This window comes from Enterobacter sp. 6722112, from assembly GCF_058661685.1.
On the sequence record NZ_JBZWGR010000007.1, the window covers coordinates 3,658,324 to 3,685,023 of the forward strand.

The 26,700-nt window shown below is 55.2% G+C and carries 25 protein-coding genes and 1 other RNA gene; 13 read left to right on the top strand and 13 right to left on the bottom strand.

Going from position 1 to position 26,700, the window contains the following annotated elements:
- Positions 1–402: 402 nt before the first annotated feature.
- From AC4OVU_RS18920 to AC4OVU_RS18970, 11 genes are all read left to right on the top strand, one after another.
- A complete protein-coding gene (locus AC4OVU_RS18920) occupies positions 403–1,701 on the top strand; it encodes an MFS transporter (RefSeq protein ID WP_015571942.1) in 1,299 nt (432 codons plus the stop codon).
- 188 nt (positions 1,702–1,889) lie between these two features.
- A complete protein-coding gene (gene exuR, locus AC4OVU_RS18925) occupies positions 1,890–2,666 on the top strand; it encodes a transcriptional regulator ExuR (RefSeq protein WP_003862635.1) in 777 nt (258 codons plus the stop codon).
- Positions 2,667–3,007: 341 nt separating this feature from the next.
- Positions 3,008–3,670 (top strand): DedA family general envelope maintenance protein YqjA, encoded by a 663-nt coding sequence (gene yqjA / locus AC4OVU_RS18930; protein ID WP_003862638.1) that lies wholly within the window; start codon positions 3,008–3,010, stop codon positions 3,668–3,670.
- Between the two features lie 2 nt (positions 3,671–3,672).
- Positions 3,673–4,056: an EnvZ/OmpR regulon moderator MzrA gene (gene mzrA, locus AC4OVU_RS18935; protein WP_003862640.1), complete on the top strand. Its 384-nt coding sequence runs from the start codon at positions 3,673–3,675 to the stop codon at positions 4,054–4,056.
- A 143-nt stretch (positions 4,057–4,199) separates the two neighbouring features.
- On the top strand, positions 4,200–4,568 hold the full coding sequence (locus tag AC4OVU_RS18940; protein WP_017382428.1) for a DUF1090 domain-containing protein: 369 nt from the start codon (positions 4,200–4,202) through the stop codon (positions 4,566–4,568).
- A gap of 29 nt (positions 4,569–4,597) precedes the next feature.
- The gene (locus AC4OVU_RS18945; protein ID WP_003862645.1) at positions 4,598–4,903 is read left to right on the top strand and encodes an ElaB/YgaM/YqjD family protein; all 306 of its coding nucleotides are present in this window, start codon (positions 4,598–4,600) and stop codon (positions 4,901–4,903) included.
- Between the two features lie 2 nt (positions 4,904–4,905).
- Positions 4,906–5,304, top strand: coding sequence for a phage holin family protein (locus AC4OVU_RS18950; protein ID WP_003862647.1), 399 nt, complete (start codon positions 4,906–4,908; stop codon positions 5,302–5,304).
- On the top strand, positions 5,301–5,597 hold the full coding sequence (locus tag AC4OVU_RS18955; protein WP_003862649.1) for a YqjK-like family protein: 297 nt from the start codon (positions 5,301–5,303) through the stop codon (positions 5,595–5,597). Before AC4OVU_RS18950 ends, AC4OVU_RS18955 begins: the two co-directional genes overlap by 4 nt.
- 205 nt (positions 5,598–5,802) lie before the next feature.
- Entirely contained in the window at positions 5,803–6,195 is a 393-nt protein-coding gene (locus AC4OVU_RS18960; protein WP_023304475.1) for a DoxX family protein, read from the top strand.
- Between the two features lie 72 nt (positions 6,196–6,267).
- Entirely contained in the window at positions 6,268–7,254 is a 987-nt protein-coding gene (locus tag AC4OVU_RS18965) for a glutathione S-transferase family protein (RefSeq protein ID WP_017382429.1), read from the top strand.
- A gap of 106 nt (positions 7,255–7,360) precedes the next feature.
- Complete coding sequence (locus AC4OVU_RS18970; protein WP_015571946.1) at positions 7,361–7,726, top strand: DUF805 domain-containing protein; 366 nt, start codon at positions 7,361–7,363, stop codon at positions 7,724–7,726.
- 38 nt (positions 7,727–7,764) lie between these two features.
- Here AC4OVU_RS18970 and yhaJ read toward each other — a convergent pair whose 3' ends face one another.
- On the bottom strand, positions 7,765–8,667 hold the full coding sequence (yhaJ, locus tag AC4OVU_RS18975) for a DNA-binding transcriptional regulator YhaJ (protein WP_003862655.1): 903 nt from the start codon (positions 8,665–8,667) through the stop codon (positions 7,765–7,767).
- A 104-nt stretch (positions 8,668–8,771) separates the two neighbouring features.
- On the opposite strand from yhaJ, the gene AC4OVU_RS18980 reads away from it, so the two are divergent.
- Positions 8,772–9,473: a pirin family protein gene (locus AC4OVU_RS18980; RefSeq protein WP_017382430.1), complete on the top strand. Its 702-nt coding sequence runs from the start codon at positions 8,772–8,774 to the stop codon at positions 9,471–9,473.
- A gap of 80 nt (positions 9,474–9,553) precedes the next feature.
- Here the strand turns inward: AC4OVU_RS18980 and AC4OVU_RS18985 are convergent, their stop codons facing one another.
- From AC4OVU_RS18985 to garL, 12 genes are all read right to left on the bottom strand, one after another.
- On the bottom strand, positions 9,554–10,858 hold the full coding sequence (locus AC4OVU_RS18985; RefSeq protein WP_015571948.1) for an L-cysteine desulfidase family protein: 1,305 nt from the start codon (positions 10,856–10,858) through the stop codon (positions 9,554–9,556).
- A gap of 20 nt (positions 10,859–10,878) precedes the next feature.
- Complete coding sequence (locus AC4OVU_RS18990; protein ID WP_017693942.1) at positions 10,879–12,210, bottom strand: SLC5/6 family protein; 1,332 nt, start codon at positions 12,208–12,210, stop codon at positions 10,879–10,881.
- Positions 12,211–12,484: 274 nt separating this feature from the next.
- Positions 12,485–14,779 carry a formate C-acetyltransferase gene (gene pflB, locus AC4OVU_RS18995; RefSeq protein ID WP_110292320.1) on the bottom strand — a complete coding sequence of 765 codons (2,295 nt, stop codon included), beginning with the start codon at positions 14,777–14,779 and terminating at the stop codon, positions 12,485–12,487.
- A 15-nt stretch (positions 14,780–14,794) separates the two neighbouring features.
- Positions 14,795–16,003 (bottom strand): propionate kinase, encoded by a 1,209-nt coding sequence (gene tdcD, locus AC4OVU_RS19000; RefSeq protein ID WP_032618950.1) that lies wholly within the window; start codon positions 16,001–16,003, stop codon positions 14,795–14,797.
- A gap of 30 nt (positions 16,004–16,033) precedes the next feature.
- Positions 16,034–17,365 (bottom strand): threonine/serine transporter TdcC, encoded by a 1,332-nt coding sequence (gene tdcC / locus AC4OVU_RS19005; protein ID WP_006812083.1) that lies wholly within the window; start codon positions 17,363–17,365, stop codon positions 16,034–16,036.
- Between the two features lie 10 nt (positions 17,366–17,375).
- Entirely contained in the window at positions 17,376–18,365 is a 990-nt protein-coding gene (gene tdcB, locus AC4OVU_RS19010; RefSeq protein ID WP_023304478.1) for a bifunctional threonine ammonia-lyase/L-serine ammonia-lyase TdcB, read from the bottom strand.
- Between the two features lie 96 nt (positions 18,366–18,461).
- On the bottom strand, positions 18,462–19,382 hold the full coding sequence (gene tdcA, locus AC4OVU_RS19015) for a transcriptional regulator TdcA (RefSeq protein ID WP_006812085.1): 921 nt from the start codon (positions 19,380–19,382) through the stop codon (positions 18,462–18,464).
- Positions 19,383–19,799: 417 nt separating this feature from the next.
- On the bottom strand, positions 19,800–20,825 hold the full coding sequence (locus tag AC4OVU_RS19020; RefSeq protein ID WP_040118421.1) for an IS630 family transposase: 1,026 nt from the start codon (positions 20,823–20,825) through the stop codon (positions 19,800–19,802).
- Between the two features lie 327 nt (positions 20,826–21,152).
- Positions 21,153–21,529: RNase P RNA component class A (gene rnpB / locus AC4OVU_RS19025), an RNA gene on the bottom strand.
- Between the two features lie 32 nt (positions 21,530–21,561).
- Positions 21,562–22,707: a glycerate 2-kinase gene (gene garK, locus AC4OVU_RS19030; RefSeq protein ID WP_284965207.1), complete on the bottom strand. Its 1,146-nt coding sequence runs from the start codon at positions 22,705–22,707 to the stop codon at positions 21,562–21,564.
- Positions 22,708–22,763: 56 nt separating this feature from the next.
- A complete protein-coding gene (gene garR, locus AC4OVU_RS19035; protein WP_015571956.1) occupies positions 22,764–23,654 on the bottom strand; it encodes a 2-hydroxy-3-oxopropionate reductase in 891 nt (296 codons plus the stop codon).
- Positions 23,655–23,675: 21 nt separating this feature from the next.
- Positions 23,676–24,446 carry a 2-dehydro-3-deoxyglucarate aldolase gene (garL, locus tag AC4OVU_RS19040; protein WP_129541202.1) on the bottom strand — a complete coding sequence of 257 codons (771 nt, stop codon included), beginning with the start codon at positions 24,444–24,446 and terminating at the stop codon, positions 23,676–23,678.
- A gap of 367 nt (positions 24,447–24,813) precedes the next feature.
- Here garL and garD point away from each other — a divergent pair, with 367 nt between their 5' ends.
- Positions 24,814–26,385 (top strand): galactarate dehydratase, encoded by a 1,572-nt coding sequence (garD, locus tag AC4OVU_RS19045; protein ID WP_110293054.1) that lies wholly within the window; start codon positions 24,814–24,816, stop codon positions 26,383–26,385.
- Positions 26,386–26,700: the final 315 nt, after the last annotated feature.

Below are 26,700 nucleotides of genomic sequence, written 5' to 3' on the forward strand. Positions count from 1 at the left end.
GAGTCCGACGTTTTTTTCGTGAGTTAGATCAATAAACGTCGACAAATAAATTACCCTCAAAGGGGTAAACCCTCTCGCAGACCGCGCCAGTTCTGGCTTTGCGCACGCCGCATAATGTCCCTACAAAGATTCACACTTTTGTGATGTCACTCACCTTTTAAAGTTGTATGACAAGTTATCTTTTCGCCGTCGCAAACTATAAGCCGACGGAATGCATTACCGGTGTTTGATACATCGGATTTAACGGTACGGAAGCCGACTTAGCACGATTACTTATGGCAAGGTTCGGGCCGTTCCGGGACAGGTTCCCGGTTACGCCCCTCCCGTTACAGAACAGCTCCCGGCAACGGTTGAGTTGTTGCCGTGTCCCGACACGGAAATAACATAACGATGAGGTTTTACATGCGTAAAATTAAAGGGTTACGTTGGTACATGATCGCACTGGTGACGCTCGGCACCGTGCTGGGCTACCTGACACGTAACACCGTGGCAGCAGCGGCGCCAACGTTGATGGAAGAGTTACATATCTCCACGCAGCAATACTCTTACATCATTGCGGCTTACTCTGCCGCTTACACCGTAATGCAGCCTGTTGCAGGTTATGTTCTTGATATTCTGGGTACAAAAATTGGTTATGCCTTCTTCGCTGTAGCCTGGGCCGTCTTCTGTGGGGCGACCGCGCTGGCCGGCAGTTGGGGCGGACTGGCGCTGGCGCGTGGTGCGGTAGGTGCTGCCGAAGCAGCGATGATCCCCGCGGGTCTGAAAGCCAGCTCTGAATGGTTCCCGGCAAAAGAGCGTTCAATCGCTGTCGGTTACTTCAACGTGGGCTCCTCCATCGGGGCGATGATTGCTCCGCCACTGGTGGTGTGGGCGATTGTGATGCACAGCTGGCAGATGGCGTTCATCATCTCCGGTGTGCTGAGCTTTGCCTGGGCCATGGCGTGGCTGATCTTCTATAAACACCCACGCGATCAGAAAAAGCTGTCTGACGAAGAACGTGACTACATTATCAATGGTCAGGAATCTCAGCATCAGACCGACAACGGCAAAAAGATGTCCGTCTGGCAGATCCTGGGCACCCGTCAGTTCTGGGGTATCGCCCTGCCACGCTTCCTGGCAGAACCGGCCTGGGGTACGTTTAACGCCTGGATCCCGCTGTTCATGTTTAAAGTTTACGGCTTTAACCTGAAAGAGATCGCGATGTTCGCCTGGATGCCAATGCTGTTTGCAGACCTGGGCTGTATCGTCGGCGGCTACCTGCCACCGCTGTTCCAGCGCTGGTTTGGCGTGAACCTGATTGTGTCCCGTAAGATGGTGGTCACCATGGGCGCCCTGCTGATGATCGGCCCGGGCATGATCGGCCTGTTCACCAGCCCTTACGTGGCTATCGCCCTGCTGTGTATCGGGGGCTTTGCTCACCAGTCTCTGTCCGGTGCGCTGATTACGCTCTCGTCCGACGTGTTTGGTCGTAACGAAGTCGCTACCGCCAACGGCCTGACCGGGATGGCCGCCTGGACCGCAAGTACCCTGTTTGCGCTGGTGGTCGGCGCGCTGGCAGATACGATTGGTTTCAGCCCGCTGTTCGCGGTACTGGCTATCTTCGACCTGATGGGTGCGGTGGTTATCTGGACGGTGCTGAAGAGCAAATCCGCCGATGAACTGGCGAAAGAGTCCCTTGGGGGACCGGCGACGCAGAGTTAGCGTTGTTGTGCCGGGTGGCGGCTACGCCTTACCCGGCCTACAAAACCCATAGGCCCGCGCAAGCGAAGCGCACCCGGCAAAATCTTCTCAAAAGCCGCCTCCGGGCGGCTTTTTTCATGGTGAAATCTGGAGAGTGGCACGCAAAAGTGGTATAACAAATCATTCGCCGTACCCTGCCTGGAGCGCATATGGAAATCACCGAATCACGTCGTTTATATCAACAACTTGCCGCCGAGCTGAAAGATCGCATCGAGCAAGGGGTCTATCTTGTCGGTGATAAACTTCCCGCTGAGCGTTTCATTGCGGATGAAAAAAGCGTCAGCCGCACGGTGGTCCGCGAAGCCATCATCATGCTGGAAGTGGAAGGGTATGTTGAGGTACGCAAAGGTTCCGGCATTCATGTGATTTCCAGCCAGGCGAAACACTCCCCCACCCCGGACGAAAGTCTGGAGTTTGCCAGCTACGGTCCGTTTGAGCTTCTCCAGGCTCGCCAGCTGATTGAAAGCAACATTGCGGAATTTGCTGCGACGCAGGTGACCAAGCAGGACATCATGAAGCTGATGGAAATCCAGGATCATGCGCGTAAAGAAAAATGTTTCCGCGATTCCGAATGGGACCTGCAATTCCACGTCCAGGTCGCCCTTGCGACTCAGAACACGGCGCTGGCGGCAATCGTTGAAAAAATGTGGACTCAGCGCGTTCACAACCCGTACTGGAAGAAATTGCACGATCACATTGATTCCCGTACGGTAGATAACTGGTGTGACGACCACGACCAGATTCTTAAGGCTCTGATTCGTAAAGATCCGCATGCGGCGAAACTGGCAATGTGGCAGCACCTGGAGAACACCAAACAGATGCTGTTTAATGAAACAAGTGATGACTTTGAATTTAACGCTGACCGCTATCTTTTTGCCGATAATCCGGTCGTTCACCTCGATACCGCGACCAATCTCGCAAAATAATCCCCCGAACGGCTGGCAGGCGCACCGCCGCGCCTTCCGGCCAGACAGGGTAAGAAAACCTCTATAGTGTCAGCCTTTGTAAAATATCTCGCTCCCCTCCGTGGCTTACGCCAAAATCGTGTTTCCCCTCAAATTCTGTGACGCAGAACGTCGGGCTTTGTTACAATTGGATTCACTTCGTTATTTTGTAAGTTAGTGCTTGCTAACCAGCCAATTAACAGGGAACAGTGTTGGCCACACATCAATGTGTCCGCGAGCGACCATAATGAAATCATAACAATGTCGCCGTGCTGTTTTCCCGAATGACAGGCGTGACGTTAACCGATTTCCAGGAACACTGAATGGAACTTTTGACCCAACTACTGAACGCCCTCTGGGCTCAGGATTTCGAAACGCTGGCCAACCCGTCCATGATTGGCATGCTCTACTTTGTGTTATTTATGATCCTGTTCCTTGAGAACGGTCTGCTGCCTGCTGCCTTTTTACCCGGCGACAGCCTGCTGGTGCTGGTCGGGGTGCTCTGTGCAAAAGGGGCGATGGCTTTCCCGCAAACGGTCCTGCTTTTGACCATTGCCGCCAGCCTGGGCTGCTGGGTGAGTTACATTCAGGGGCGATGGCTGGGTAACACGCGAATCGTTCAGAACTGGCTTTCGCACCTTCCGGCCCATTACCACCAGCGAGCGCACCACCTTTTCCATAAGCATGGGCTTTCCGCCTTACTAATCGGCCGCTTTATCGCATTCGTACGCACCCTGCTGCCCACCATTGCGGGCTTGTCCGGCCTGAGCAGTACGCGCTTCCAGTTCTTTAACTGGATGAGCGGCTTGCTGTGGGTGCTGATCCTGACCACGCTCGGCTACGCGCTGGGTAAAACGCCGGTCTTTATGAAATATGAAGATCAGCTGATGTCTTGCCTGATGCTGCTGCCCGTCGTTCTGCTGGTGTTTGGCCTGGTCGGGTCCCTGGTCGTACTGTGGAAGAAGAAATACGGAGCCAGGGGTTAACGATGGTTATCTCCCCGCTCGCGCTGCGCCGCTTCTCTTACGCTATCGTCGCGCTGATGATGTTCAGCGCTCTTATCCTGCTGTGGTCTGCGCTACAGCATCAGGAGTCGACGCTGGCTATCCGTCCTGTGAGCCAGGGAACCAGCGTGCCGGATGGTTTTTCCATCTGGCATCATCTGGACGCAAACGGGATCCGCTTTAAGAGCATCACGCCGCAAGACGATGTGCTGCTGATAAAATTTGACTCCAGTGCGCAAAGCGCCGCGGCGAAAGCCGTGCTGGACCGCACGCTGCCGCAGGGTTACATCATTGCGCAACAGGATGATGACAGCCACGTAGCCTCCTGGATGTCACGGTTACGCGACACGTCGCATCGATTTGGTTAACGACTAAGATTCCGAATATTTTCACCTACTTTGGTGAAACTCCCGTTTACTTACTATGCTTAAGTACGCGGAGCACCCCTCAGATGTTCTCCGCATAGTTCTGGAACACGGCTTACGCCGTAACACAATGGAAGGTTTCTATAATGAAATACCGCATCACTCTGGCTCTGGCCCTTTTTTCTTTAAGCACAGCTTCCTTCGCTATGTCTCTTTGTCAGGAGAAAGAACAGGATATCCAACGCGAAATCAGTTATGCCGAAAAGCATAACAATCAGCACCGGATCGACGGGCTGAAAAAAGCGTTGAGCGAAGTGAAAGACAACTGTACGGACAGCAAGCTGCGTGCCGATCATCAGGAAAAAATCGCTGAACAGAAGGACGAGATAGCCGAGCGCCGTCAAGACCTACAGGAAGCGAAAGAGAAAGGTGATGCGGAAAAAATTGCCAAGCGCGAGAGGAAGTTGCAAGAGGCGCAGGACGAACTGAAAGCGCTGGAAGCTCGCGATTATTGAGTTAACGGAAATCTCAACAGGAGAGAATCATGTCAAAAGATACAACTTCAGAAAATCTGCGCGCTGAACTGAAATCCCTGGCGGACACCCTGGAAGAGGTGCTGAACTCTTCTGCGGATAAATCGAAAGAAGAAGTAAGTAAACTGCGCAGCAAAGCGGAGCAGGCACTGAAAGAGAGCCGTTACCGTCTGGGCGAAACCGGTGATGCGCTGGCGAAACAAACCCGCGAAGCGGCAGCGCGCGCAGACGAATATGTACGTGATAATCCATGGACGGGTGTAGGTATTGGCGCCGCAGTGGGTGTGGTGCTGGGTGTCCTGCTGACGCGTCGTTGATTATGGAAGATCCACGTCACGCACAAGGGCCTGCTAAAAACGTCCTCGGCATCGGCCAGCGTATTCTTACGACGCTGGTCGGGATTGCCGAAACGCGCGTCCGGCTTGCGGTAGTGGAGCTGGAAGAGGAGAAAGCCAACCTCTTCCAGATGCTGCTCATGCTTGGGCTTACGATGCTCTTTGCCGCGTTTGGTCTGATGAGCCTGATGGTGTTAATCATCTGGGCTATCGATCCACAGTATCGTCTGAACGCGATGATTGCGACTACCGTGGTTCTGCTGGTGGCGGCGCTGATAGGCGGTATCTGGACCCTGCATAAAGCGCGCACGTCGACCTTCCTGCGCCATACGCGCCAGGAGCTGGCCAACGACCGCGCCCTGCTGGAGGATGATAAGTCGTGAGCGACAAAGCCGAACGTCAAAAGCGGAAAGCGTATCTGTTGAGCCAAATCCAGCAGCAGCGGCTGGATTTGTCTGCCAGCCGTCGAGACTGGGTTGAAGCCACGCATCGGTTTGACCGCGGTTGGAACACGGTCCTGAGCCTGCGCTCATGGGCGCTGGTCGGCAGCAGCGTGATGGCGATCTGGTCGGTTCGGCATCCTAACATGCTGATCCGCTGGGCACGCCGCGGCTTTGGCGCCTGGAGCGCCTGGCGTCTGGTGAAAACCACGCTGCGACAGCAGCAGTTGCGCTAGCCTTCTTGCCGGGTAAGGCGTAGCCGCCACCCGGCAAAACCCCCTCCCTTACTCAATATCTTTGAAGAAGATTAACAGTTTTCCTTGCTAACATTTGCCATCCGCCCCGTTTACACTCCTCTCCATCGACAGCAAAGACGCGGTATCTACCCGAATTTGCAAGCAAATAACGTTTAGCCGCTGATGTGGTTTCCTGGAGAGTAAAATGAAAAAATTAGAAGATGTTGGTGTACTGATAGCGCGTATTCTGATGCCTGTTCTGTTCATCACCGCAGGCTGGGGCAAAATTACCGGCTATGCGGGCACTCAGCAGTATATGGAAGCGATGGGCGTGCCGGGGTTCCTGCTGCCACTGACCATTCTGCTTGAGTTCGGCGGCGGCCTGGCAGTGCTGTTCGGTTTCCTGACCCGCACTACGGCGCTGTTCACCGCAGGCTTTACCCTGCTGACCGCGTTCATCTTCCACAGCAACTTTGCGGAAGGCGTGAACTCCCTGATGTTCATGAAAAACCTGACCATCGCGGGCGGCTTCCTGCTGCTGGCTATCACGGGTCCGGGCGCCTACAGCATCGACCGTCTTCTGAATAAGAAGTGGTAAGCAGGCTATAATGATTACATTCAAAGCGAGGAGACATCTCCTCGCTTTTGCTATCTGACGGAGGAGTAAAAAATGGGACAACTCGTAGACGGCGTCTGGCAGGATGTCTGGTATGACACCAAATCCACCGGTGGACGCTTTAAGCGCTCTGTTTCGGCCTTCCGTAACTGGCTGACCGCCGACGGCGCACCCGGCCCGAGTGGCGAAGGGGGCTTTGCGGCGGAAAAAGATCGTTATCATCTGTATGTTTCTCTCGCCTGTCCGTGGGCGCACCGCACGCTGATTGTGCGCAAACTTAAAGGTCTCGAATCGTTAATTCCGGTTTCGGTGGTCAACCCGCTGATGCTGGAAAACGGCTGGACGTTCGACAGTGGCTTCCCGGCCGCGACGGGTGATGAGCTTTATCATCACGATTTCCTGTATCAGCTCTATCTGCGCGCCGATCCGCACTACACCGGACGCGTAACGGTGCCTGTGCTGTGGGACAAGAAAAACCAGACGATCGTCAGCAATGAATCCGCTGAAATCATTCGCATGTTCAATACCGCGTTTGACGCTCACGGTGCACGCGCCGGGGATTACTACCCGGTTGAGCTGCGCGAGAAAATTGACGAGCTGAACGGCTGGATCTACGACAACGTCAACAACGGCGTCTACAAAGCGGGCTTTGCCACCAGTCAGGAAGCGTACGACGAAGCGGTCGGCAACGTGTTTGGATCCCTGGAGCGCCTGGAGCAGATCCTCGGCCAGCATCGTTATTTAGCGGGCGATCGCCTCACCGAAGCAGACATCCGCCTGTGGACGACGCTGATCCGCTTTGATCCGGTATATGTCACCCACTTCAAGTGCGACAAGCATCGCATCAGTGATTACCTGAACCTGCACGGTTTCCTGCGCGACATCTATCAGATGCCGGGGATTGCGGAGACGGTCAATTTTGACCATATTCGCACCCACTATTTCCGCAGTCATAAGACCATCAACCCAACGGGCATTATCTCCATTGGCCCGTGGCAGGACCTGGATGAACCGCACGGGCGCGACGTGCGTTTCGGATAATTATTTAGGGAATCAATTGATTCCCTTTTTTAATTCACAGCATACATCTATCCTTACCTCGATCGCTTAGAAAACAAGTGATTGACTGATTAAGAGGCAAGGAAAAATGGACTGGTATTTAAAAGTACTGCGCAACTACGTTGGATTTGGTGGCCGTGCCCGCCGTAAAGAGTACTGGATGTTCGTTCTGGTGAACTTCGTCCTGATTATGGTGCTGGGCATTGTGGACAAGATCCTCGGCTGGGAACGCGAGGGGGGTGAAGGCATTCTCACCACCATTTATGGTGTGTTAGTTCTGCTGCCTTCATGGGCCGTACTGTTTCGTCGTCTTCACGACACCGATCGTTCGGCGTGGTGGCTGCTGTTGCTGTTGATCCCGCTTATCGGCTGGATCGTGATTTTGATTTTCAACTGTCAGAGCGGAACGCCGGGCGAAAACCGCTTTGGTCCGGATCCTAAGGCAAGCGCGTAAATTCTGCCCGGTGGCGCATACGCTTACCGGGCCTACGCTTATTTGTTGTGGTGGGCAAAGAGCTTGGGAATTTCACGCAAACACCACGATTTGGCTTCGCCCATGCTGTCGCGACGCCACGCCATAATGATATCCACTTCGCTGGTGTATTCCGGGCTGACGACGCGCAGCCGCCCTTCTGCAATGTCCTTTTCGACAAACGGATACGGCATAGTCGCCACGCCCAGCCCCGCCAGGAGTGCCTGTCGCTTATCTTCCAGCGACGTTACCGTCAGTCGCGGCTGTTTATCCAGCAACTGTACCGTTAACACCGGGCGCTCTCGGGCGGTATCCGCGACCGCCACACCGCGGTATTTCACGCGCGTGACCTCAGAGAGCGGCTCCGGCTCCTGATGGATAGGGTGATCCGGGGCTGCGACGTAGACGTTCATCACGCTGTACAGTTTGCGCGAATTGATTTCTGACGATGAGCGGAAATGCATGTCCGGCGCAATCACGATATCCGCCCTGCCCGTCTCAAGACGCTCCCACGCCCCGGCCAGCACCTCAGTGATGATCGACAGCTGGGTATTGGCTTTCGCGGCCAGTCTGTCCACCAGCGGGAACAGCGCCTCGGTGGGCACCAGCGCTTCGGTCACTAACGTCAGATGGGTTTCCCAGCCGCGGGCCAGCGCTTCGGCATCCGTCGTCAGCTTATCCGCCGCTTCCAGCAATACGCGGCCGCGCTCCAGCAGCATCCGCCCAACGTTGGTGAATTTTGTTCGATGACCGGAACGGTCAAAGAGCACAACATCCAGCTCCTCTTCCAGCTTTTGCATGGTATAGCTCAGGGCAGACGGAACGCGCCCCAGTTCATCTGCCGCCGCGGCAAAACTGCCGCGCCTGTCAATCGCGTCCATGACGCGAAGCGCCTCAAGCGTCAATGCTCTCTCTTTAGCCATCTCGTTCTCATTCAGGAAATTTGAACATACCAGGCAGAATATCTGGCTAACAATGCAGCGTCCATACCTTTACCATTGATTTAGTGTAAAGAGAGGTCAAGTTTATGATTACGACAAGAACAGCGAAACAGTGCGGACAAGCCGATTTCGGTTGGTTGCAGGCCCGCTACACCTTTTCCTTTGGACACTACTTTGACCCTAAACTCCTCGGTTACGCTTCACTGCGCGTATTGAATCAGGAAGTGCTCGCCCCGGGCGCGTCCTTCCAGCCGCGCACGTACCCTAAAGTCGATATCCTGAACCTGATCCTGGAAGGCGAGGCAGAATACCGCGATAGCGAGGGCAATCATGTCCAGGCGAAGGCTGGCGAGGCGCTGTTAATTTCCACGCAGCCAGGTATTAGCTACAGCGAGCATAACCTCAGCAAAGATAAAACGCTGACCCGCATGCAGCTGTGGCTGGATGCCTGTCCGGAGCGGGAAAATCCGCTGGTGCAAAAAATCGATCTGAAGGGCGGTAAACAGCAGCTGATTGCCTCGCCAGACGGCAGCAAAGGCAGCTTGCAGTTGCGCCAGCAGGTGTGGTTGCACCATATCGAACTGAAAAAAGGTGAACAGGCGAGCTTCCAGCTTCATGGCCCGCGTGCCTATTTGCAGTCCATTCACGGAACGGTGCATGCGGTCACGCATACGGAAGAGAAAGAAGCGCTCACCTGCGGTGACGGGGCGTTTATTCGTGACGAAGCGAATATCACCCTGGTTGCCGATACGCCGCTGCGCGCGCTGCTGATTGATTTGCCGGTTTAAGATCAACACGCCCCCTCGCTCGATCGGTTCCCTCTCCCTATGGGAGAGGGTTAGGGTGAGGGGTAACGGGTTGGATTAAATCACAACACCTTACTCGCCATAATCTCAATGATCTGCCGGTCCGTCGCCTGCATTGAGCGGCACGCCAGGGCGCACAGGTTAGAGATAGACTGTTCCACGTCGTGCGCCACAATCCCCTCGTTACCCGTCACCGCAGTATCATCCAGCGCCATCATCACGGCTTTCCAGGCGCTGGTGACGCTGGTCGAGACCTTCATTGCGCAGCTGTTAGAGGCCCCATCGCAGATCATCCCGCTCACGTCGCCGATCATACTGCCGATCGCCATGGCAATGGTCTGGTAAGATCCGCCCATCAGCCACGCCATACCCGCCGCTGCCCCCATTCCGGCCGTTGTCGCCGCGCACAACGCGGACAAGCGCGGAAGCTGGTAGTGGATATAGATAGCCGACAGATGCGAGAGCATCAGCGCCCGCGCCAGCCGTTCGTCATCGGCCTGAACGTGCTCAGCCACCACCACTACCGGCATGGTGGCGGTGATGCCCTGATTCCCGGAACCCGAGTTGCTCATCGCCGGCAGCGTCGCGCCTCCCATGCGGGCATCCGAGGCTGCGCTGGTGCGGATAATAATGTCTGAACCCAGATCCTGCGCCATCCAGCCGCGTGCGCGCTGTTTATTGAGCGTCGCGCCAATATGCAGCCCCCAGTTGCCACGCAAACCTTCGCGGGAGAGCGCATCGTTCAGCCGCCCCGCATCGAGGATAAAGCGGATCGCGTCAAACGGCACCTGCTCTACAAACTCAAGGATCTGCGACAGCGTGGTGGTCGAGAGTACCGCCAGCGGATCGTCGTTGTTCTGGCTCTGACGATCGTCAAGCCTGAAGCGCGTTTCGCCCTGACAAACTACCTCCACCACGCGAGTGTGCCCGCCAGCGATGGTCACCATCGCCGAGGATTCACCGACGTAAACGCAGGCGCGTGAATAGAGGATCTCCTCGCACGGCTCCTGCAATTTCACCTGCACCAGACCTGCGTTCAGCAGTGCTTTGGCGCGCGTTAGCGCCTCGGCCGACGCGTCTTTCAACACCTCCAGCCCGGCGTGTGCATTACCGCCTGTCGCCCCCAGCGCGGCCGCGATGGGTAAACCGACCATACCGGTGCCGGGCACCGTTACGCCAAGCCCGTTTTTCATCAGGTTCGGCGATACCCACGCCTCGATACGCGTCACCTCACCGTCAAGCTGTCCGGCAGCCATCGCGCACGCCAGCGCCAGCGAGACGGGTTCGGTACAGCCCAGCGCAGGCTTTACCTCTTCCTGCACGGCGCGAATAAAATGGTTCCATAAAGGATTAATTTGCTCAGACATCGTTACGACCTTATTTAACCTCATGAGAAGGCGAGGAAAGGAGAAACACAAAGCAGCAGCCCGGTAATCACAATAATCACCAGCGATACGCCTTTATATTTATGAAGTGCGGGCACTTTGTAGACCAGCCACGCCGGAATTAAGCAACCCACCATCCCGAAAATAGGGCTACAGATGGAGGTAAAGCTCAGCACCGGCGCGTTTAACACAATCGCGCTCCAGGCAAGCAGGATAGCGAACAGCATAATCCCGCGCTGGACGGTGCTTTCATTGATTTTCTCCGCCGGCATTTTGCGGCGCAGGATGTTCATCACGATGCCCTGCGTCGCCTCACGAAAGCCGAGATAGACGCCAAAGAACGCGGTCATCACGGCAAAAATGTTGAGGATCACGCTGACGATTTTGACCCAGCCCGCACCGTCACCGCTGATGAACTGTGCTGCGATTGCCAGGGCGGAAATATTCTGCTCGTAGGCTTTTACCGCCTCGTCGTGCCCCATCGCCAGCGTAAAGGAGACCGCGTAGAAAAAGACCGTCACAAACAGCACGCCAAAGGCGATATTCATTGCCCGCAGCGCTTTATGACGCGCCACCTCAACGGATTTTTCCCGTGAACGATAGGAAATCACCATCGGGCTTAATGTCTGAATAAACAGAATGGAGGTTAAGGTGAAAGGCAGCGTAATAATGGCGTTTTTAATCAGCAGGCCCATCGGCGGCAGCATACCGACGTTGGCTAAATGCCAGAGGCCAATCATCGAAAGCCCCAGCGCCGCTACCACAAATAATTTGGTCAGCACCATCAGGCTGGAGACTTTAAACAGCAGTTTTTCACCGCGCGACGAAATGGCGACCAGAATGCAGATCAGGAATAAGCCGTAGAACGGATTTTCCGACAGCAAACCGTCGGTTACGCCGAAGGTGTGTAGGTAGGATGCGCTGTCGTTGGTGATAGCCGTGGAATAGACAAACATCCAGATCACCAGCATCACGAAATAAAGCGCACCCAATAAGATGCCCCAGTTTTTACCTAAATAACCGCTAATGACGCTCGGGTAATCTTTGCATTCCGGTGATTCCGCCAGCGTATTAATAAACAGGCGCTGGAACAGGTACATAGCCGGATAACCAATTATCGACGAGAGTAAAAACACCCACAGCCCCATTAACCCGACCTGCACAGGAAGAAAAACGATGCCCGCGCCGATAGCCATCCCGATACTCATGATGACCCAGCCCGTATCGGTGCTGTCGAATTTGATCGCCTCTCGCCATTCGCTTTCGCTCATTCCCGCCCGCCTTGCCGCAGGGGAATCACTCACAATCACACTGCTGTTTGTTGCCATATTCATTGGGCACTCGCTTATTTTGTAGGGTAACTGGTTGTTTTTATAAGGTTCCGATCGCCAGCGATTGCGAGTCAGAGGGTGCAGGTGTGAGTTATTGATATGGGAAGATCATATCCGGAGCGCGGGAGAAAAAAGTCACAACTTTTATAGGGATTTTCTAAAGCGAGAGAATAATATTACTTCGGGATAGCAGAAAGGAGAGTAAGTTTTCTAAAATTGACGGCGTTCACAAAATTAAAAGCCTCCCCATTTGAGGAGGCTGAAGATGAAGCCTGTATTACATCGCCTGCGTAAACGTCCTCGAAATCACGTCCTGCTGCTGCTCGCGCGTCAGGGCGTTAAACCGCACCGCATAACCTGAAACGCGGATCGTCAGGTTCGGATAGTTTTCCGGATGGGCGACGGCATCCAGCAGCATCTCCCGGTTCATCACGTTGACGTTCAGGTGTTGCCCGCCCTCAATGGTCGCTTCGTGGTGGAAGTATCCGTCCAGCAGCCCAACAAGGTTGGTTTTGCGCACCGGCTCGTCCTTGCCCAGTGCCTGCGGCACGATGGAGAAGGTGTAGGAGATCCCGTCTTTGGCATAGGTGAACGGCAGCTTGGCGACCGAGGTTAACGACGCCACCGCCCCTTTTCTGTCGCGCCCGTGCATCGGGTTGGCGCCAGGCGCAAACGGCGTGCCGCCGCGACGTCCGTCCGGCGTGTTGCCGGTCTTCTGCCCGTAAACCACGTTGGAGGTGATGGTAAGGATCGACTGCGTCGGTACCGCGTTGCGGTACGTCGGCAGCGCCTGGATTTTCTTCATAAAGCGCTCAACCAGATCGCAGGCGATACTGTCCACGCGATCGTCGTTGTTGCCGTACTGCGGATAGTCGCCTTCGATGACGAAATCGACCGCCAGACCAGTGTGGTCGCGCACCGGTTTTACCGTGGCGTATTTGATGGCCGACAGGGAATCCGCCGCCACCGACAGCCCGGCAATGCCGCAGGCCATGGTGCGGTAGACGTCCCGGTCGTGCAGCGCCATCAGCGAGGCTTCGTAGCTGTATTTATCATGCATGTAGTGAATGAGATTCAGCGCGCTGATGTACTGCACCGCCAGCCAGTCCATGAAGTGATCGAGGCTCGCCATTACGGTGTCGTAATTCAGTACCTCATCCAGCAGCGGCTCGGTTTTCGGCCCCACCTGGATCTTCAGCTTCTCATCCACCCCGCCGTTGATTGCATACAGCAGCGTTTTCGCCAGGTTGGCGCGTGCGCCGAAGAACTGCATCTGCTTGCCGATCACCATCGGGCTGACGCAGCAGGCAATGGCGTAGTCGTCGCTGTTGAAGTCGGCGCGCATCAGATCGTCGTTCTCGTATTGCAGCGAGGAGGTGACGATCGACACCTGCGCGGCGTATTTCTTGAACGCGATCGGCAGTTGTTCGGACCAGAGGATCGTCAGGTTTGGCTCCGGCGCAGGCCCCATGGTGTGCAGGGTATGCAGGTAGCGGAAGCTGTTTTTGGTCACCAGCGTACGGCCATCCAGCCCCATGCCGCCAATCACTTCCGTGGCCCAGATCGGATCGCCGGAGAAGAGCGTGTCGAACTCCGGCGTGCGCAGGAAGCGCACCATGCGGATCTTCATGATGAAGTGGTCGATCAGCTCCTGGGCCTGCACCTCATTCAGCCTTCCTGCCTGCATGTCGCGTTCAATGTAGATATCGAGGAACGAGGCCGTGCGCCCCAGTGACATCGCCCCGCCGTTCTGGGATTTCACTGCGGCAAGGTAGGCAAAGTAGACCCACTGCACCGCTTCCTGCGCATTCATCGCCGGACGTGAAATATCAAAGCCATAGTTCGCCGCCATCTGCTGGATCTGGAGCAACGCACGTTTATGCTCCGCCAGCTCCTCGCGCAGGCGGATCGTGTCCTCCAGATCTTCTCCGCGCTCCAGTTTCCCCTGGAGATCGGCGAACTGAAATTCACGCTCGCGCACCAGATAGCTGATGCCGTACAGCGCCACGCGACGGTAGTCGCCGATGATGCGTCCGCGCCCGTAGCCGTCCGGCAGACCGGTCAGCACCCCCGATTTGCGGCAGCGCATCATCTCCGGGGAGTAAACGTCAAACACGCCCTGGTTGTGGGTTTTGCGCAGGTCTGTGAAGAGATATTCAAACTGCGGATCCATCTCGCGACCGTAGGCTTCGAACGAGCTGCGGATCATGTTGATCCCGCCGTACGGATGCAGGGCGCGCTTGAGCGGCTTGTCGGTTTGCAGGCCAACGATCGTCTCCAGCTCCTGATCAATATAGCCCGGCCCGTGCGCGGTAATAGTAGTGGCGATGTTGGTGTCAAAATCCACCGGAGCGTGAGTAGCATTCTCCTGACGAATGCCGACCATCACCTTCTGCCACAGCGCCGTCGTTGCTGGCGTCGCCTGCGCGAGGAAAGCTTCATCGCCTTCATAAGGGGTGTAGTTATGCTGAATAAAATCGCGCACGTTAATGGCGTTTTTCCATTCTTCACCGCGAAACCCGGCCCATGCATCGCTGTAAGGCGCGACGCCCGTATCGATTGTTACTTTCATCAGATTCTCGCTTTATCAGGCGTAAGCCGCAGCCGGAGTAACCTTCCCAAGACGGAGGGCGTCCAGTGCGATCATTTTTTCTTCATTGGTAGGGATCACCGCGCAGGCCGCGCGGGACGACTCGGTGGAGATCACGCGCTCGCCCGCGCTGCCCGGCAGGGCATTTTTGGACTCGTCGAGGATGATGCCAAACACCTTAAGATGCTCCACCACCAGCGCGCGGATAAGCACGGAGTTCTCACCGATCCCGCCGGTAAACACCACGCCATCCAGACGGTGCAGGGACGCGGCATGACCGGCGATATGTCGCGCAATCCGGTGGACAAAGGTCTTTATTGCCAGCCGCGCCCGCTCGTTGCCGTCATGCCAGGCTTTCTCCAGCGCGCGCAAATCGGAGGAGATGCCAGAGATCCCCAGCAGCCCGGACTCTTTGTTGACCACGCGCTCCAGATCCTCGAACGACTGGCCGGTCTGCCGGGCAATCCACGCCATCGCGCCAAAATCCACGTCGCCGCAGCGCGTGCCCATCACCAGTCCTTCAAGCGGCGTCATCCCCATGGACGTGTCCACGCTTACGCCGTTACGCACCGCGCAGATGGACGCCCCGTTGCCGAGATGGGCAATCACCAGGCCGCTGTCATCGGGAGAGAGCCCGAGCAGCGCGTGCGCCTGCGCCGACACGTAGCGGTGAGAGGTGCCGTGGAAACCGTAGCGACGCACGCCCAACTCTTCAAAATAGCGGTACGGCAAGCCGTACAAATACGCCTGCGGCGCCATGGTCTGGTGGAAGCTGGTATCAAATACCGCCACCTGCTGCACGCCGGGGAACAGGCGCCCGGCGGCTTCCACGCCGCTCAGGTTGGCGTAGTTATGCAGCGGCGCCAGCGGGGAGACCTGGCGGATCTGCGCCATCACCTCTTCCGTGATCAGGGTCGACTCGCTGAAGAGGTCGCCGCCGTGGGCAATGCGATGGCCAATCAAGGCCACGCTGCCCATCAGGTTGCGTTTCTCCAGCTCCAGGGCGATGGCGGCCAGCGCCCCTTCGTAGTCCTGGTGAGCCAGTCTGACCGGCTCACCCCCATTCACGGAAATAAAGGCTTTTTCTGTGTTGATGCCGTCCGCAATGCCCGTCATCAGGGCATCGCAGCCTGCGGCGTCCAGCACCGAGAACTTAACAGAGGACGATCCGCAGTTAATGACCAGTACTACCGGAAACTCAATCATGGTATGGCTCCGCTCTTCCTGAGCTTTGGTTTAAAACAGTTTGTACACGATGTTCAGAATGGTCAGCAGGCCGACCACGGTTACGAAGATGTTCTCGGTCCGGCCTTTGTATTTCGCCAGCGCAGGCGCCTTGCGGATGGCGTACATCGGCAGCAGGCACAGCAGAGAGGCGATAATTGGCGCACCCATGGCTTCAATAAGGTCCAGGATGTTCGGGTTGGCGTAGGCCACAATCCAGGTGGAGCCCATGATGAAGACCATGCTGATGGTGTTCAGCTTGCCCACGGAGACTTTCTTCTTGTCGCCCTTGTAACCGAACTTGAGGATCAGACCGTTCAGCCCCTCCAGCGTGCCCAGATAGTGGCCGAAGAAGGATTTAAAGATAGCGACCAGCGCGATGATGGAGGCGCCGTATTCCAGCACCGTGGCGAACGTGGATTTACTGCCTGACATCGACGCGAAGTGGTTCGCCAGGTAAGAGAGCACCGGAATGTTCTGCGCTTTGGCGTCCGCCATGTTCTGCGGAGAGAGCGTAAACAGGCAGCTAAAGGCGAAGAACATCACCACCGCTACCATCAGCAGGCTGGCGCGACCGATGATTTTGGAACATTTCTGCTCGGTAAACTCTTTCCCGAACTCCGGTTCGTACTCTTCGCGCTTGGAGACCACAAACGAGGAGACGATAGGCGAGAAGTTGAAGGAGAAGACCATGATGGAGATCCCCAGCCACACCGTGACCAGAATGCCGTCATGACCGGTGAAGGCGATATCGCTCAGGTTAACCTGGTCGATCACCGCCGAGTTCCAGTACGGGATCAGCGAGAGAGAAATTAACACCAGGCTGGCGATGAACGGGAACACCAGGTAGCTCATCACTTTCACCATCAGGTCTTTACCGAACCAGATAACAAAGGCCATCAGCAGCAGCAGGAACAGCGCCACCACGCCGCGGTTCAGGGCGGGCATCTGGAGCTGGTTTTCCCAGAAGGTCATAAAGGTGTTGGTAATGGTGACGCCGTAAATCCACAGCAGCGGGCAAATGGCAAAGAAGTAGAGGAAGGTGATCACCACCCCGCCGGTCTTACCAAAATGCTCCTCCACCGTTTCGGTGATGTTGCCGGAGACGTTACTGCCGGACAAACACAGACGCGCCAGCGCGCGGTGGCAGTAAAAGGCAATCGGGAACGCGAGTACCAGCATCAGCAGGATAGGGATCAGGCCGCCAAAGCCTGCACGGATAGGGAAGAACAGCACGCCTGCGCCAATGGCGGTACCAAACAGGCCGAGCGTCCAGGTGGTATCCGATTTACGCCAGGTGGACGTTTTTGTCTGGCCAACGATAATGCTTTCTGTGTTGCTCATAAGTCATCCTTTATGCGTCAACGAAGCCGGTAATTTGGGAAACACGGGAGAGATCAATATTGCCGCCGGAAATAATGCAGACGGTTTTTCGGCCCTGAATATAGTGGTCCAGCTTGCCGCTTAATAACGCCGCGCACGCCAGCGCACCGGCACCTTCCGTGACCACCTTATTTCGCTGAATAAGCGCGATCATGCTGTTGCGAATCTCGTCTTCGCTGACCAGCACAATGTCATCGACTAATTCACGAACAATTTCGAAGGTTAAATTACCTGGGCGAGACACGTCGCAGCCGTCAGCTAATGTGCCGGTAACACGATGACTGGTTATTTCTCCGGCCTGATACGATGCCGCCATTCCGTGCACATTTTCAGACTGCACGCCGATAATATTGATAGTCGGGTTGATGGATTTAATTGCTGTCGCAATACCGGCAATTAAACCGCCGCCGCCGATGGGGACAATCACGTTATCCACGTCATATAAATCTTCGAGGATTTCCAGGCCGATGGTGCCCTGGCCGGCAATGACTTTCGGATCGTCGTAAGGCGGGATAAAAATGCGCCCTTCCATCTCGACGATTTCGCTCACTTTGGCGATGGTGTCGTTAAAGTTCTCGCCGTGCAGCACCACTTCGGCAGAGTAGTCACGCGTGGCGGCAACCTTGGATTTCGGCGCGCCCATCGGCATGACCACTTTGCCGTCGATGCCGAGCATGGCGCAGGAGAGAGAGACCCCCTGCGCGTGGTTCCCTGCGGAACAGGCCACCACGCCCTTGCGTTTTTCCGCATCGGTCAGCGAGCTTAATTTATTAAATGCCCCACGTATTTTAAACGAACCGGTACGCTGCATATTTTCAAATTTCAGGAATATCTCACCCTTACACCGTTCGCTCAGATAATTCGAGCGCGGCATACCGGTTTTATAGATCTTTCCCGCCAGTCTTTTTCTGGCGTCCTGAATATCTTCAATGGTCACCGGGAGATCGTAAGTAATGTGCATAATATCCTCGTTATAATAATTCATTGTTTTCAGGCAAAGTCAGGGTATCAGAGCGTTAAAAAGCGTCGCTCCGGGTGTTTTAAATCATCATTATTTCTATCGTCGTTTTTCGATATTCATCGACGAATATTGTTTTGCCAGTTCAACTAATACTGACGCCGATTTTTTAATACTGTAATTTTTTGACCACACGGCGGCATAACGCGCCACGGGTAATTCATCTTCCACCGGCAGAACAATAAACTGGTCCGAGCCGAATGGCGCAATCATGTCACGGGGGATCACCGTCAGGTAATCGGCATTGAGGACAAGGTTATAGATGGTGACGACGGAATCGGTCTGGACGATGTTTTCAATGCTTATGTGGTTGTCTTGCAGGGTGGTCAGGAGTTCGTTGTAGTAGCCCATATCGGTTTGCGGCATCACCCACTGCTCGTGCGTGAGCGATGCCAGTCTGGTCGGGCCGGTGCACGTTCGTGATTTACTCGCCACCAGCACAAACTCGGATTCAAACAGTGGCTCAACGTGAAGATCCTGAAGCTGCATCCCGTCGCTCAGCGTGCCGATGGCGAAATCCAGCCGGCCATCGCGAATGGCGGGCAGGAATGAAGAGAGCTGCGCTTCATACATTGAGACGCGCGCTTTCGGGAACACTTCCTTGAATTTTTTGATCATCCCGGACAGGAAGGTGAAGCCAATCAGCGACGGATAGCCAAAAGAGACGTCCATGACGGTACTGAAACTGAGGCTGTTAATCTCGCTCACCATGTTTTTCATTTCGCGGGTGATCGACTCAGCGTAGGACAGCAGCACCTGACCGGCGGCAGTGAGTTTTACGCCGGTGTTCTTACGCACCATCACTTCCACCCCAAAGTAGGATTCGATGTCGCTGATGATTTTGCTGACGGCAGGTTGCGTCAGCCCCAGTTGTCTTGCAGCAGAACCTATGGAGCCACTTTTGATGACTTCCTGAAATACCACGAGGTGCTGTGTTTTCGGTAGAATAATAGTATTCATAATATTCTGCGCTTATTTCCCTATGACGCAGCGGATTCTACCCAATATTGTTTCAGGGGGTATGTGCTGTTACTCACAATTTGCCAGGACGCTCTGTTTTCAATCGCACCAGAAATCTATTTATGTCTTTATAAATTAAATGCTTATCACAATAAAAATACGCATTTACGCTGATATTGATCAATAAAAAACGCGGTAATAAATTTATTTTATGGCAATAACCAGCGTGAATTTTTTTGCTTTAAAAATATTAATAAAGGCTATCTTTCAGGCAATTAAAGGTTAATAAAACACCATTATTCCTTTAAAACATTTTTGTGGTTTATCAACTTTACCAGGAATATTTATTCACTTTCCGGTTAAAGAGTGGGATATATCACACATTCACCAGAAGAATGTTTTTATACCCAATAAACCTCAAGATGCAGGTTTGAGCACCTGAAAATGATCGTTAATTCGGGACGTCAGAAAACCCGCTATCCCCGGTAACGTATGGCTGAAAAATTCAGATATTGCATCCCTGAACTCCCTGCTGTTGCTGAAGTAGCGGTTATTCCGGGCATGTTCGTTCATTAACTTCCACATTCGTTCTATCGGATTCAGGTTCGGGCTGTACGGCGGGAGGTAATGAAGTTTTATATTTACCACCTCCGCCCAGTCTTTCACTAACTGTGAACGGTGATAACCAGCACCATCCAGAATAACATGAACTTTCTGCTGATAATCTGGATAAATTTTACGTATCTCATTGAAAAAACGAGATACGTTGTATTCATTAACCGTTTTATATTCGCAGATTAGCGGATGTTCCGGGGCCTTCAGATTCAGCGCCCCCATGATATTCAGCCGTGTACGACTACCTGTTGTTTTTACCGCTTTTCTCTGGCCTTTACGTATCCAGCCATAACCTATTTTGGTGGCCTGAGTCGGATGGACAGCATCAATAAAAAGAACCGGTTCATCACCTGCGGTGGCTTTGAGTTCCTCATAATATTCAATGAATTGCTTTTGTTTCTCTTCACTGAATTTATGCGGGACGCCTGACGGTTTTTTATAGGTGAAGCCGTTCCGGTGCAGCCACTTATTCATTCCCGGAATGCTGAAAACGATGTTCCATGTCCGCGCGACAAACGCGACAATATCACGGGTATGGTAAAATAAATTGTCGGATAAGTGGCTGATTAAAAAAGCCGTTTGTTCAGCGCTGAGTTTGCTGTCTGAGCCGCCATTTTCGGGCTTCAGCTTGCCTTTGTTCAGAAACTCGCTGATATGGTGGTCAACAGTAGTCTGATGCAGGCGTAAAGCCTGAGCGATCATGGCCGAACTCCAGCCCTCGGAGGCCAGAAGAATGGCTTTAATGCGATCGCAAACGCGCTTATCACGACTGGAGTCATGAAGACGCTCAAGTTCAGCTTTTTGTTGGTCAGTGATAAAGATTTTCATGGGGACAGCATGATCTCCTGTTGCTGAAAAATCAAGCGTCTTCAATGATCACGGGTATAGATTCAATATTAAATTATCAAATGAATAACATTCGGCATCACTGACTAAACATTTACAACATCTTCTCAACACTAAAATTTTCTAATTTTACAGCGTTAAATTTTGTGATTACGATCATGCGCAGCAGATGAGAGGAACACACAGTCAGGCAAATAGTGAAATGTGCTTAGCGTCGCAAAATTGAGAATTGATGTCGTTTGGCGCTTCGCTTACCCGGCCTGCAACCTTCAGAAAGCAAAAACCCCGCCGAAGCGGGGTTTCGTAAGAAGTTGAAGCTGACCGATAAGCCGGGTTCTGTCGTGGACAGTCATTCATCTAGGCCAGCAATCGCTCACTGGCTCAAGCAGCCTACCCGGGTTCAGTACGGGCCGTACCATGTGAACCCCTATTTGGCCTTGCTCCGGGTGGAGTTTACCGTGCCACGGACTGTTACCAGCCGCGCGGTGCGCTCTTACCGCACCCTTTCACCCTTACCTGATCCCGCTTGCGCGGGCCATCGGCGGTTTGCTCTCTGTTGCACTGGTCGTGGGTTTCCCCCCCAGGCGTTACCTGGCACCCTGCCCTGTGGAGCCCGGACTTTCCTCCCCTCCGCCCGTCTCCCCCGAAAGGGACGACGACGAAGCGGCGACTGTCTGGTCAGCTTCGGCGCGCAGTATAGAGGGTTTGCGCGCCGCTGTCACCCCTGGCTACGCATGCCTACCTGCAATGTGGCCGCGATATTCCGCGAGGCGCGGTAAATGTTGTCATACGCTCCCTGGAACGCCTCTTCCAGTGAACCGATGCGGGTCAGTACGCTGAACACCGCGTCGATGCCGTACTGATGCACCACACCCACATCCTGCGTCAGACTTCCGGCAATCCCGATCACCGGCTTATGGTATTTTTTGGCGACGCTCGCCACACCGACGGGCACTTTGCCATTAATGCTCTGGCTGTCGATGCGCCCTTCCCCGGTCAGCACCCACGTGCAGTCGTGAATATGTTCTTCAAGATTGAGCGCCTGAGTGACAATCTCGATGCCGCTTTTCAGCTCAGCGCCCAGGAAGGCCATCAGCGCTGCGCCCATGCCGCCCGCGGCGCCAGCCCCCGGAACCCGGTTGACGTCAATGCGCAGCGATTTTTTGATCACCCCGGCGTAGTGGCTAAGATTGGCGTCGAGTTCGAGGATCATCTCCTCCGTGGCGCCTTTTTGCGGGCCAAAGATACGCGACGCGCCGCTTTCACCGACCAGCGGATTCGTCACGTCACAGGCGACGCGGATTGCGCATCCCTGAAGACGCGGATCGAGATCGGAAATATCAATCCAGTTAAGCGCCATCAGGCTGCCGCCGCCGTAGCCGATCTCCGTCCCGTTCGCATCCGTAAACTTCGCGCCCAGCGCCTGCATCATACCCGCGCCCCCATCGTTGGTTGCGCTCCCGCCGATACCGATAATGATGTTGCGCGCGCCTTTATCCAGCGCGCTGAGGATCAGCTCCCCCGTCCCGCGCGACGTCGTGACCAGCGGGTTACGCTGCGCGGGAGGAACAAGCACCAGGCCGCTGGCGGCGGCCATCTCGATAAACGCGGTGGTACCGTCGCCCGAGATCCCCCAACTGGCCTTCACCTTTTCCCCTAACGGGCCGGTGACGACAGCCTGCTGCCAGGTGCCCTGCGTCGCAGCGATCATCGCTTCAACCGTACCTTCTCCGCCGTCAGCAACGGGAACAGACACGTAATGAGCGTCGGGGAAAATTTCCCGAAATCCTTTTTCTATCGCCTGCGCCACCTCGGTGGCAGACAGGCTTTCTTTATAAGAGTCTGGCGCGATTACGATTTTCATAGTTGTATGCCTGAGCCGTAGGCCCGGTAAGCGTAACGCCACCGGGCAGGACGTCATTAGCGAGCAATTTCAACCTTCGCCAGTTTTTCGTAATAGCACGCTAACGCGCTGTGATCGGCGGTGCCCAGACCGTCCGCACGCAGCGCCTGCATCATCTCCATGACGGCGGCAGTCAGCGGCAACTGCGCGCCCACGCCGTGGGAGGTATCCAGCGCATTCGCCAGATCCTTAATGTGCAGATCGATGCGGAAGCCCGGCCTGAAGTTACGATCCATCACCATCGGCGCCTTGGCATCCAGCACGGTGCTGCCCGCCAGACCACCGCGAATGGCCTGATAGACCAGATCCGGATTAACTCCCGCTTTGGTGGCCAGCGTCAGCGCTTCGGACATGGCCGCGATGTTCAACGCCACAATCACCTGGTTTGCCAGCTTGGTGACGTTGCCTGCGCCAATTTCACCGGTGTGCACCACGGAGCCAGCCATGGCTTTCATCAGGTCGTAGTATTTGTCAAACACGGCTTTATCGCCCCCCACCATCACCGACAAGGTGCCGTCGATGGCTTTCGGTTCGCCGCCGCTGACTGGCGCATCCAGCATCTCCACACCTTTCACTTTCAGCGCCTCGCTGATTTCGCGGCTTGCCAGCGGTGCGATAGAACTCATGTCGATCACCACCAGACCCGGCTTCGCGCCGTCGATAATGCCGTTCTCACCCAGCGCCACCTCTTTCACGTGCGGGGAGTTTGGCAGCATGGTGATAATCACGTCGCACTGCTCAGCAATCGCTTTTGCGGTTGTCGCCGTTTCTGCGCCAGCCGCAATCACCTCTGCCACCGCGTCTGAATTACGATCTAAAACCACCAGTGAGTAACCTGCTTTGATGAGGTTTTTGCTCATTGGTTTGCCCATGATACCCAGGCCAATAAAACCCACTTTCAGCGTCATAATCTGTTTCCTCAATGATGGTTATTTTTTAAAAGCGTCCGCTAATTTCTGCGTGGCGGCGCGGAATACGCCGAGATCGCTGCCCACGGCAACAAACGTTGCGCCCCACTCCAGGTAGCGGCGGGCATCGGCTTCCACTGGCGCCAGAATGCCGCACGGTTTACCGTGCGCTTTGGCACGGGCAAAAATGTGCTGAATTGCGCGCTGCACGTCCGGATGGCTGGCGTTGCCCAGATGACCAAAGGCGGCCGCCAGATCGCTCGGGCCGACGAAAATGCCGTCTACCCCCTCCGTCGCGGCAATAGCGTCGACGTTATCGACCCCCTGCTGGCTCTCGATCTGAACCAGAATGGTGATGTTCTTGTTGGACTGAGCGAAATAGTCCGGCACGGTGCCAAACATGTTGGCGCGGTGCGAGACGGACACGCCGCGGATCCCTTCCGGTGGGTAGCGGGTCGCCGCCACGGCCAGCACCGCTTCTTCTTCCGTTTCAACAAACGGGATCAGGAAGTTGTAGAAGCCGATATCCAGCAGACGCTTGATGATCACCGGCTCGTTGGTGGGTAAACGCACCACCGGCGCGCTGTGGCTGCCTTTCAGCGCCATCAGCTGCGGAATAAACGTGTTGATATCGTTTGGCGCATGTTCGCCGTCCAGCACCAGCCAGTCGAACCCGGCCAGGCCCAGCACTTCGGTGCTGATGGGGTTGGCCAGCGCAGACCAGCAGCCAATCTGAATCTGATGCGCCGCGAGGGCCGCTTTAAATTTATTCGGGAAGATGTCGTTACTCATTACTTATACCTTTTTTAATTCCGCAGTTTTAGCCAGTAGCTTTTCTTATTTATTCCGACTCAGCGTCAGCGTTATATTTATTTTCCTGACTGAATTTTGGCGTTATAAAATCGTCATTCAGTATAATCGTCACCACCCGGCAGCACATTGTCTCAATGCTCAATTATCCAACGGGAGTAGCACGCTATTTTGAGCATATGCCCAACACAGTGGGCGCTGATGCACAGAATCAACGATTAGTGGTTCGGGAGCGATCGCGATCACATTCTCACCTTTCCTCTCCTGGCATTCTTTATTTCCTCAATAAGAAACAATTAACCATCTGGCTATATTTAGTATCAGATATTTTGCTGGAGAAGAGTGAACAATGGCCGATATTGAAATTCGACAGGCGTCGCCGACGGCGTTCTATATAAAAGTGCACGATACCGATAACGTGGCGATTATTGTCAACGACAATGGCTTAAAAGCTGGCACCCGCTTTCCGGATGGCCCGGAGCTGATTGAGCACATTCCGCAGGGGCATAAAGTCGCACTGGTCGATATCCCGGCGCAGGGCGAAATCGTGCGCTACGGCGAAGTCATCGGCTATGCGGTGCGCGCTATCCCGCAGGGTAGCTGGATTGAGGAGTCGCTGGTTGAGCTGCCCACCGCCCCGCCGCTGGAGTCGTTGCCGCTGGCTACCCGCGTCCCTGAGCCGTTGCCTCCGCTGGAGGGTTATACCTTCGAAGGTTACCGCAACGCGGATGGCAGCGTGGGAACCAAAAACCTGCTTGGCATCACCACCAGCGTGCATTGCGTGGCGGGCGTAGTGGATTATGTGGTGAAAATTATTGAGCGCGATCTGCTACCGAAATACCCCAACGTTGACGGCGTGGTGGGTCTTAACCACCTGTACGGCTGCGGCGTGGCGATCAACGCGCCCGCAGCGGTCGTGCCGATCCGCACGATTCACAATATCGCCCTTAACCCAAACTTTGGCGGTGAGGTCATGGTGATTGGTCTCGGCTGTGAAAAATTGCAGCCAGAACGCCTGTTGCAGGGTACGGAAGATGTGAAAGCCATTCCGGTTGACGATGCCAGTATTGTGCGTCTTCAGGATGAACACCATGTCGGCTTCAGATCGATGATCGACGACATTTTACAGGTGGCAGAGCGCCATCTGGAGAAGCTGAACAAACGCCAGCGTGAAACCTGCCCGGCCTCTGAACTGGTCGTTGGGACACAGTGTGGCGGCAGCGATGCGTTTTCCGGCGTCACCGCTAACCCGGCGGTCGGTTATGCCTCCGATCTGTTCGTGCGCTGCGGCGCCACGGTGATGTTCTCCGAAGTGACCGAAGTGCGTGATGCTATCCACCTGCTCACGCCGCGCGCCGTCAACGAAGAGGTGGGCAAACGCCTGCTGGAGGAGATGGCCTGGTACGATAACTATCTCGACATGGGCAAAACCGACCGCAGCGCCAACCCGTCTCCGGGTAACAAGAAAGGCGGCCTGGCCAACGTGGTGGAAAAGGCCCTCGGATCGATTGCCAAATCCGGCCAGAGCGCGATTGTGGAAGTGCTCTCCCCTGGCCAGCGACCAACCAAACGCGGCCTGATCTATGCGGCAACGCCTGCCAGTGATTTCGTGTGCGGCACCCAGCAGGTGGCGTCCGGCATTACGGTACAGGTCTTTACCACCGGGCGCGGCACGCCGTACGGCCTGATGGCGGTACCGGTGATCAAAATGGCGACCCGCACCGAGCTGGCAAACCGCTGGTATGACTTAATGGATATCAACGCGGGCACCATCGCCACCGGGGAAGAGAGTATTGAAGAGGTGGGCTGGAAGCTGTTCCACTTCATTCTGGATGTGGCAAGCGGGCGGAAGAAAACCTTCTCCGATCAATGGGGATTGCATAACTCGCTGGCGGTGTTTAACCCGGCGCCGGTGACCTGATGGCCCCTCATCCTGCCTTCTCCCCACAGGGGAGAGGGTAAAAAACCGCACCGGGCAGTCCCCTCCCCCCTATGGGGCTGAGGGTTCCCCACAAAATAATGCCTGCACAGACGGCCCCCTCTCCCTTGAGGGAGAGGGCTGGGGTGAGGGGGAACATACGGCTCTGGTGGTCATTCCGTTCACTTTATGTTCCTTGCTACTCTGTCACGACATGACCGGTGAACGTGCCAGGGTGGCTCAGTCGCCACCACCCTGGCGACCCGGGCTTCCGGCGGTAAATCGCCGCTTCGCGGTGCCTTCGGCTTATTCCTTCCG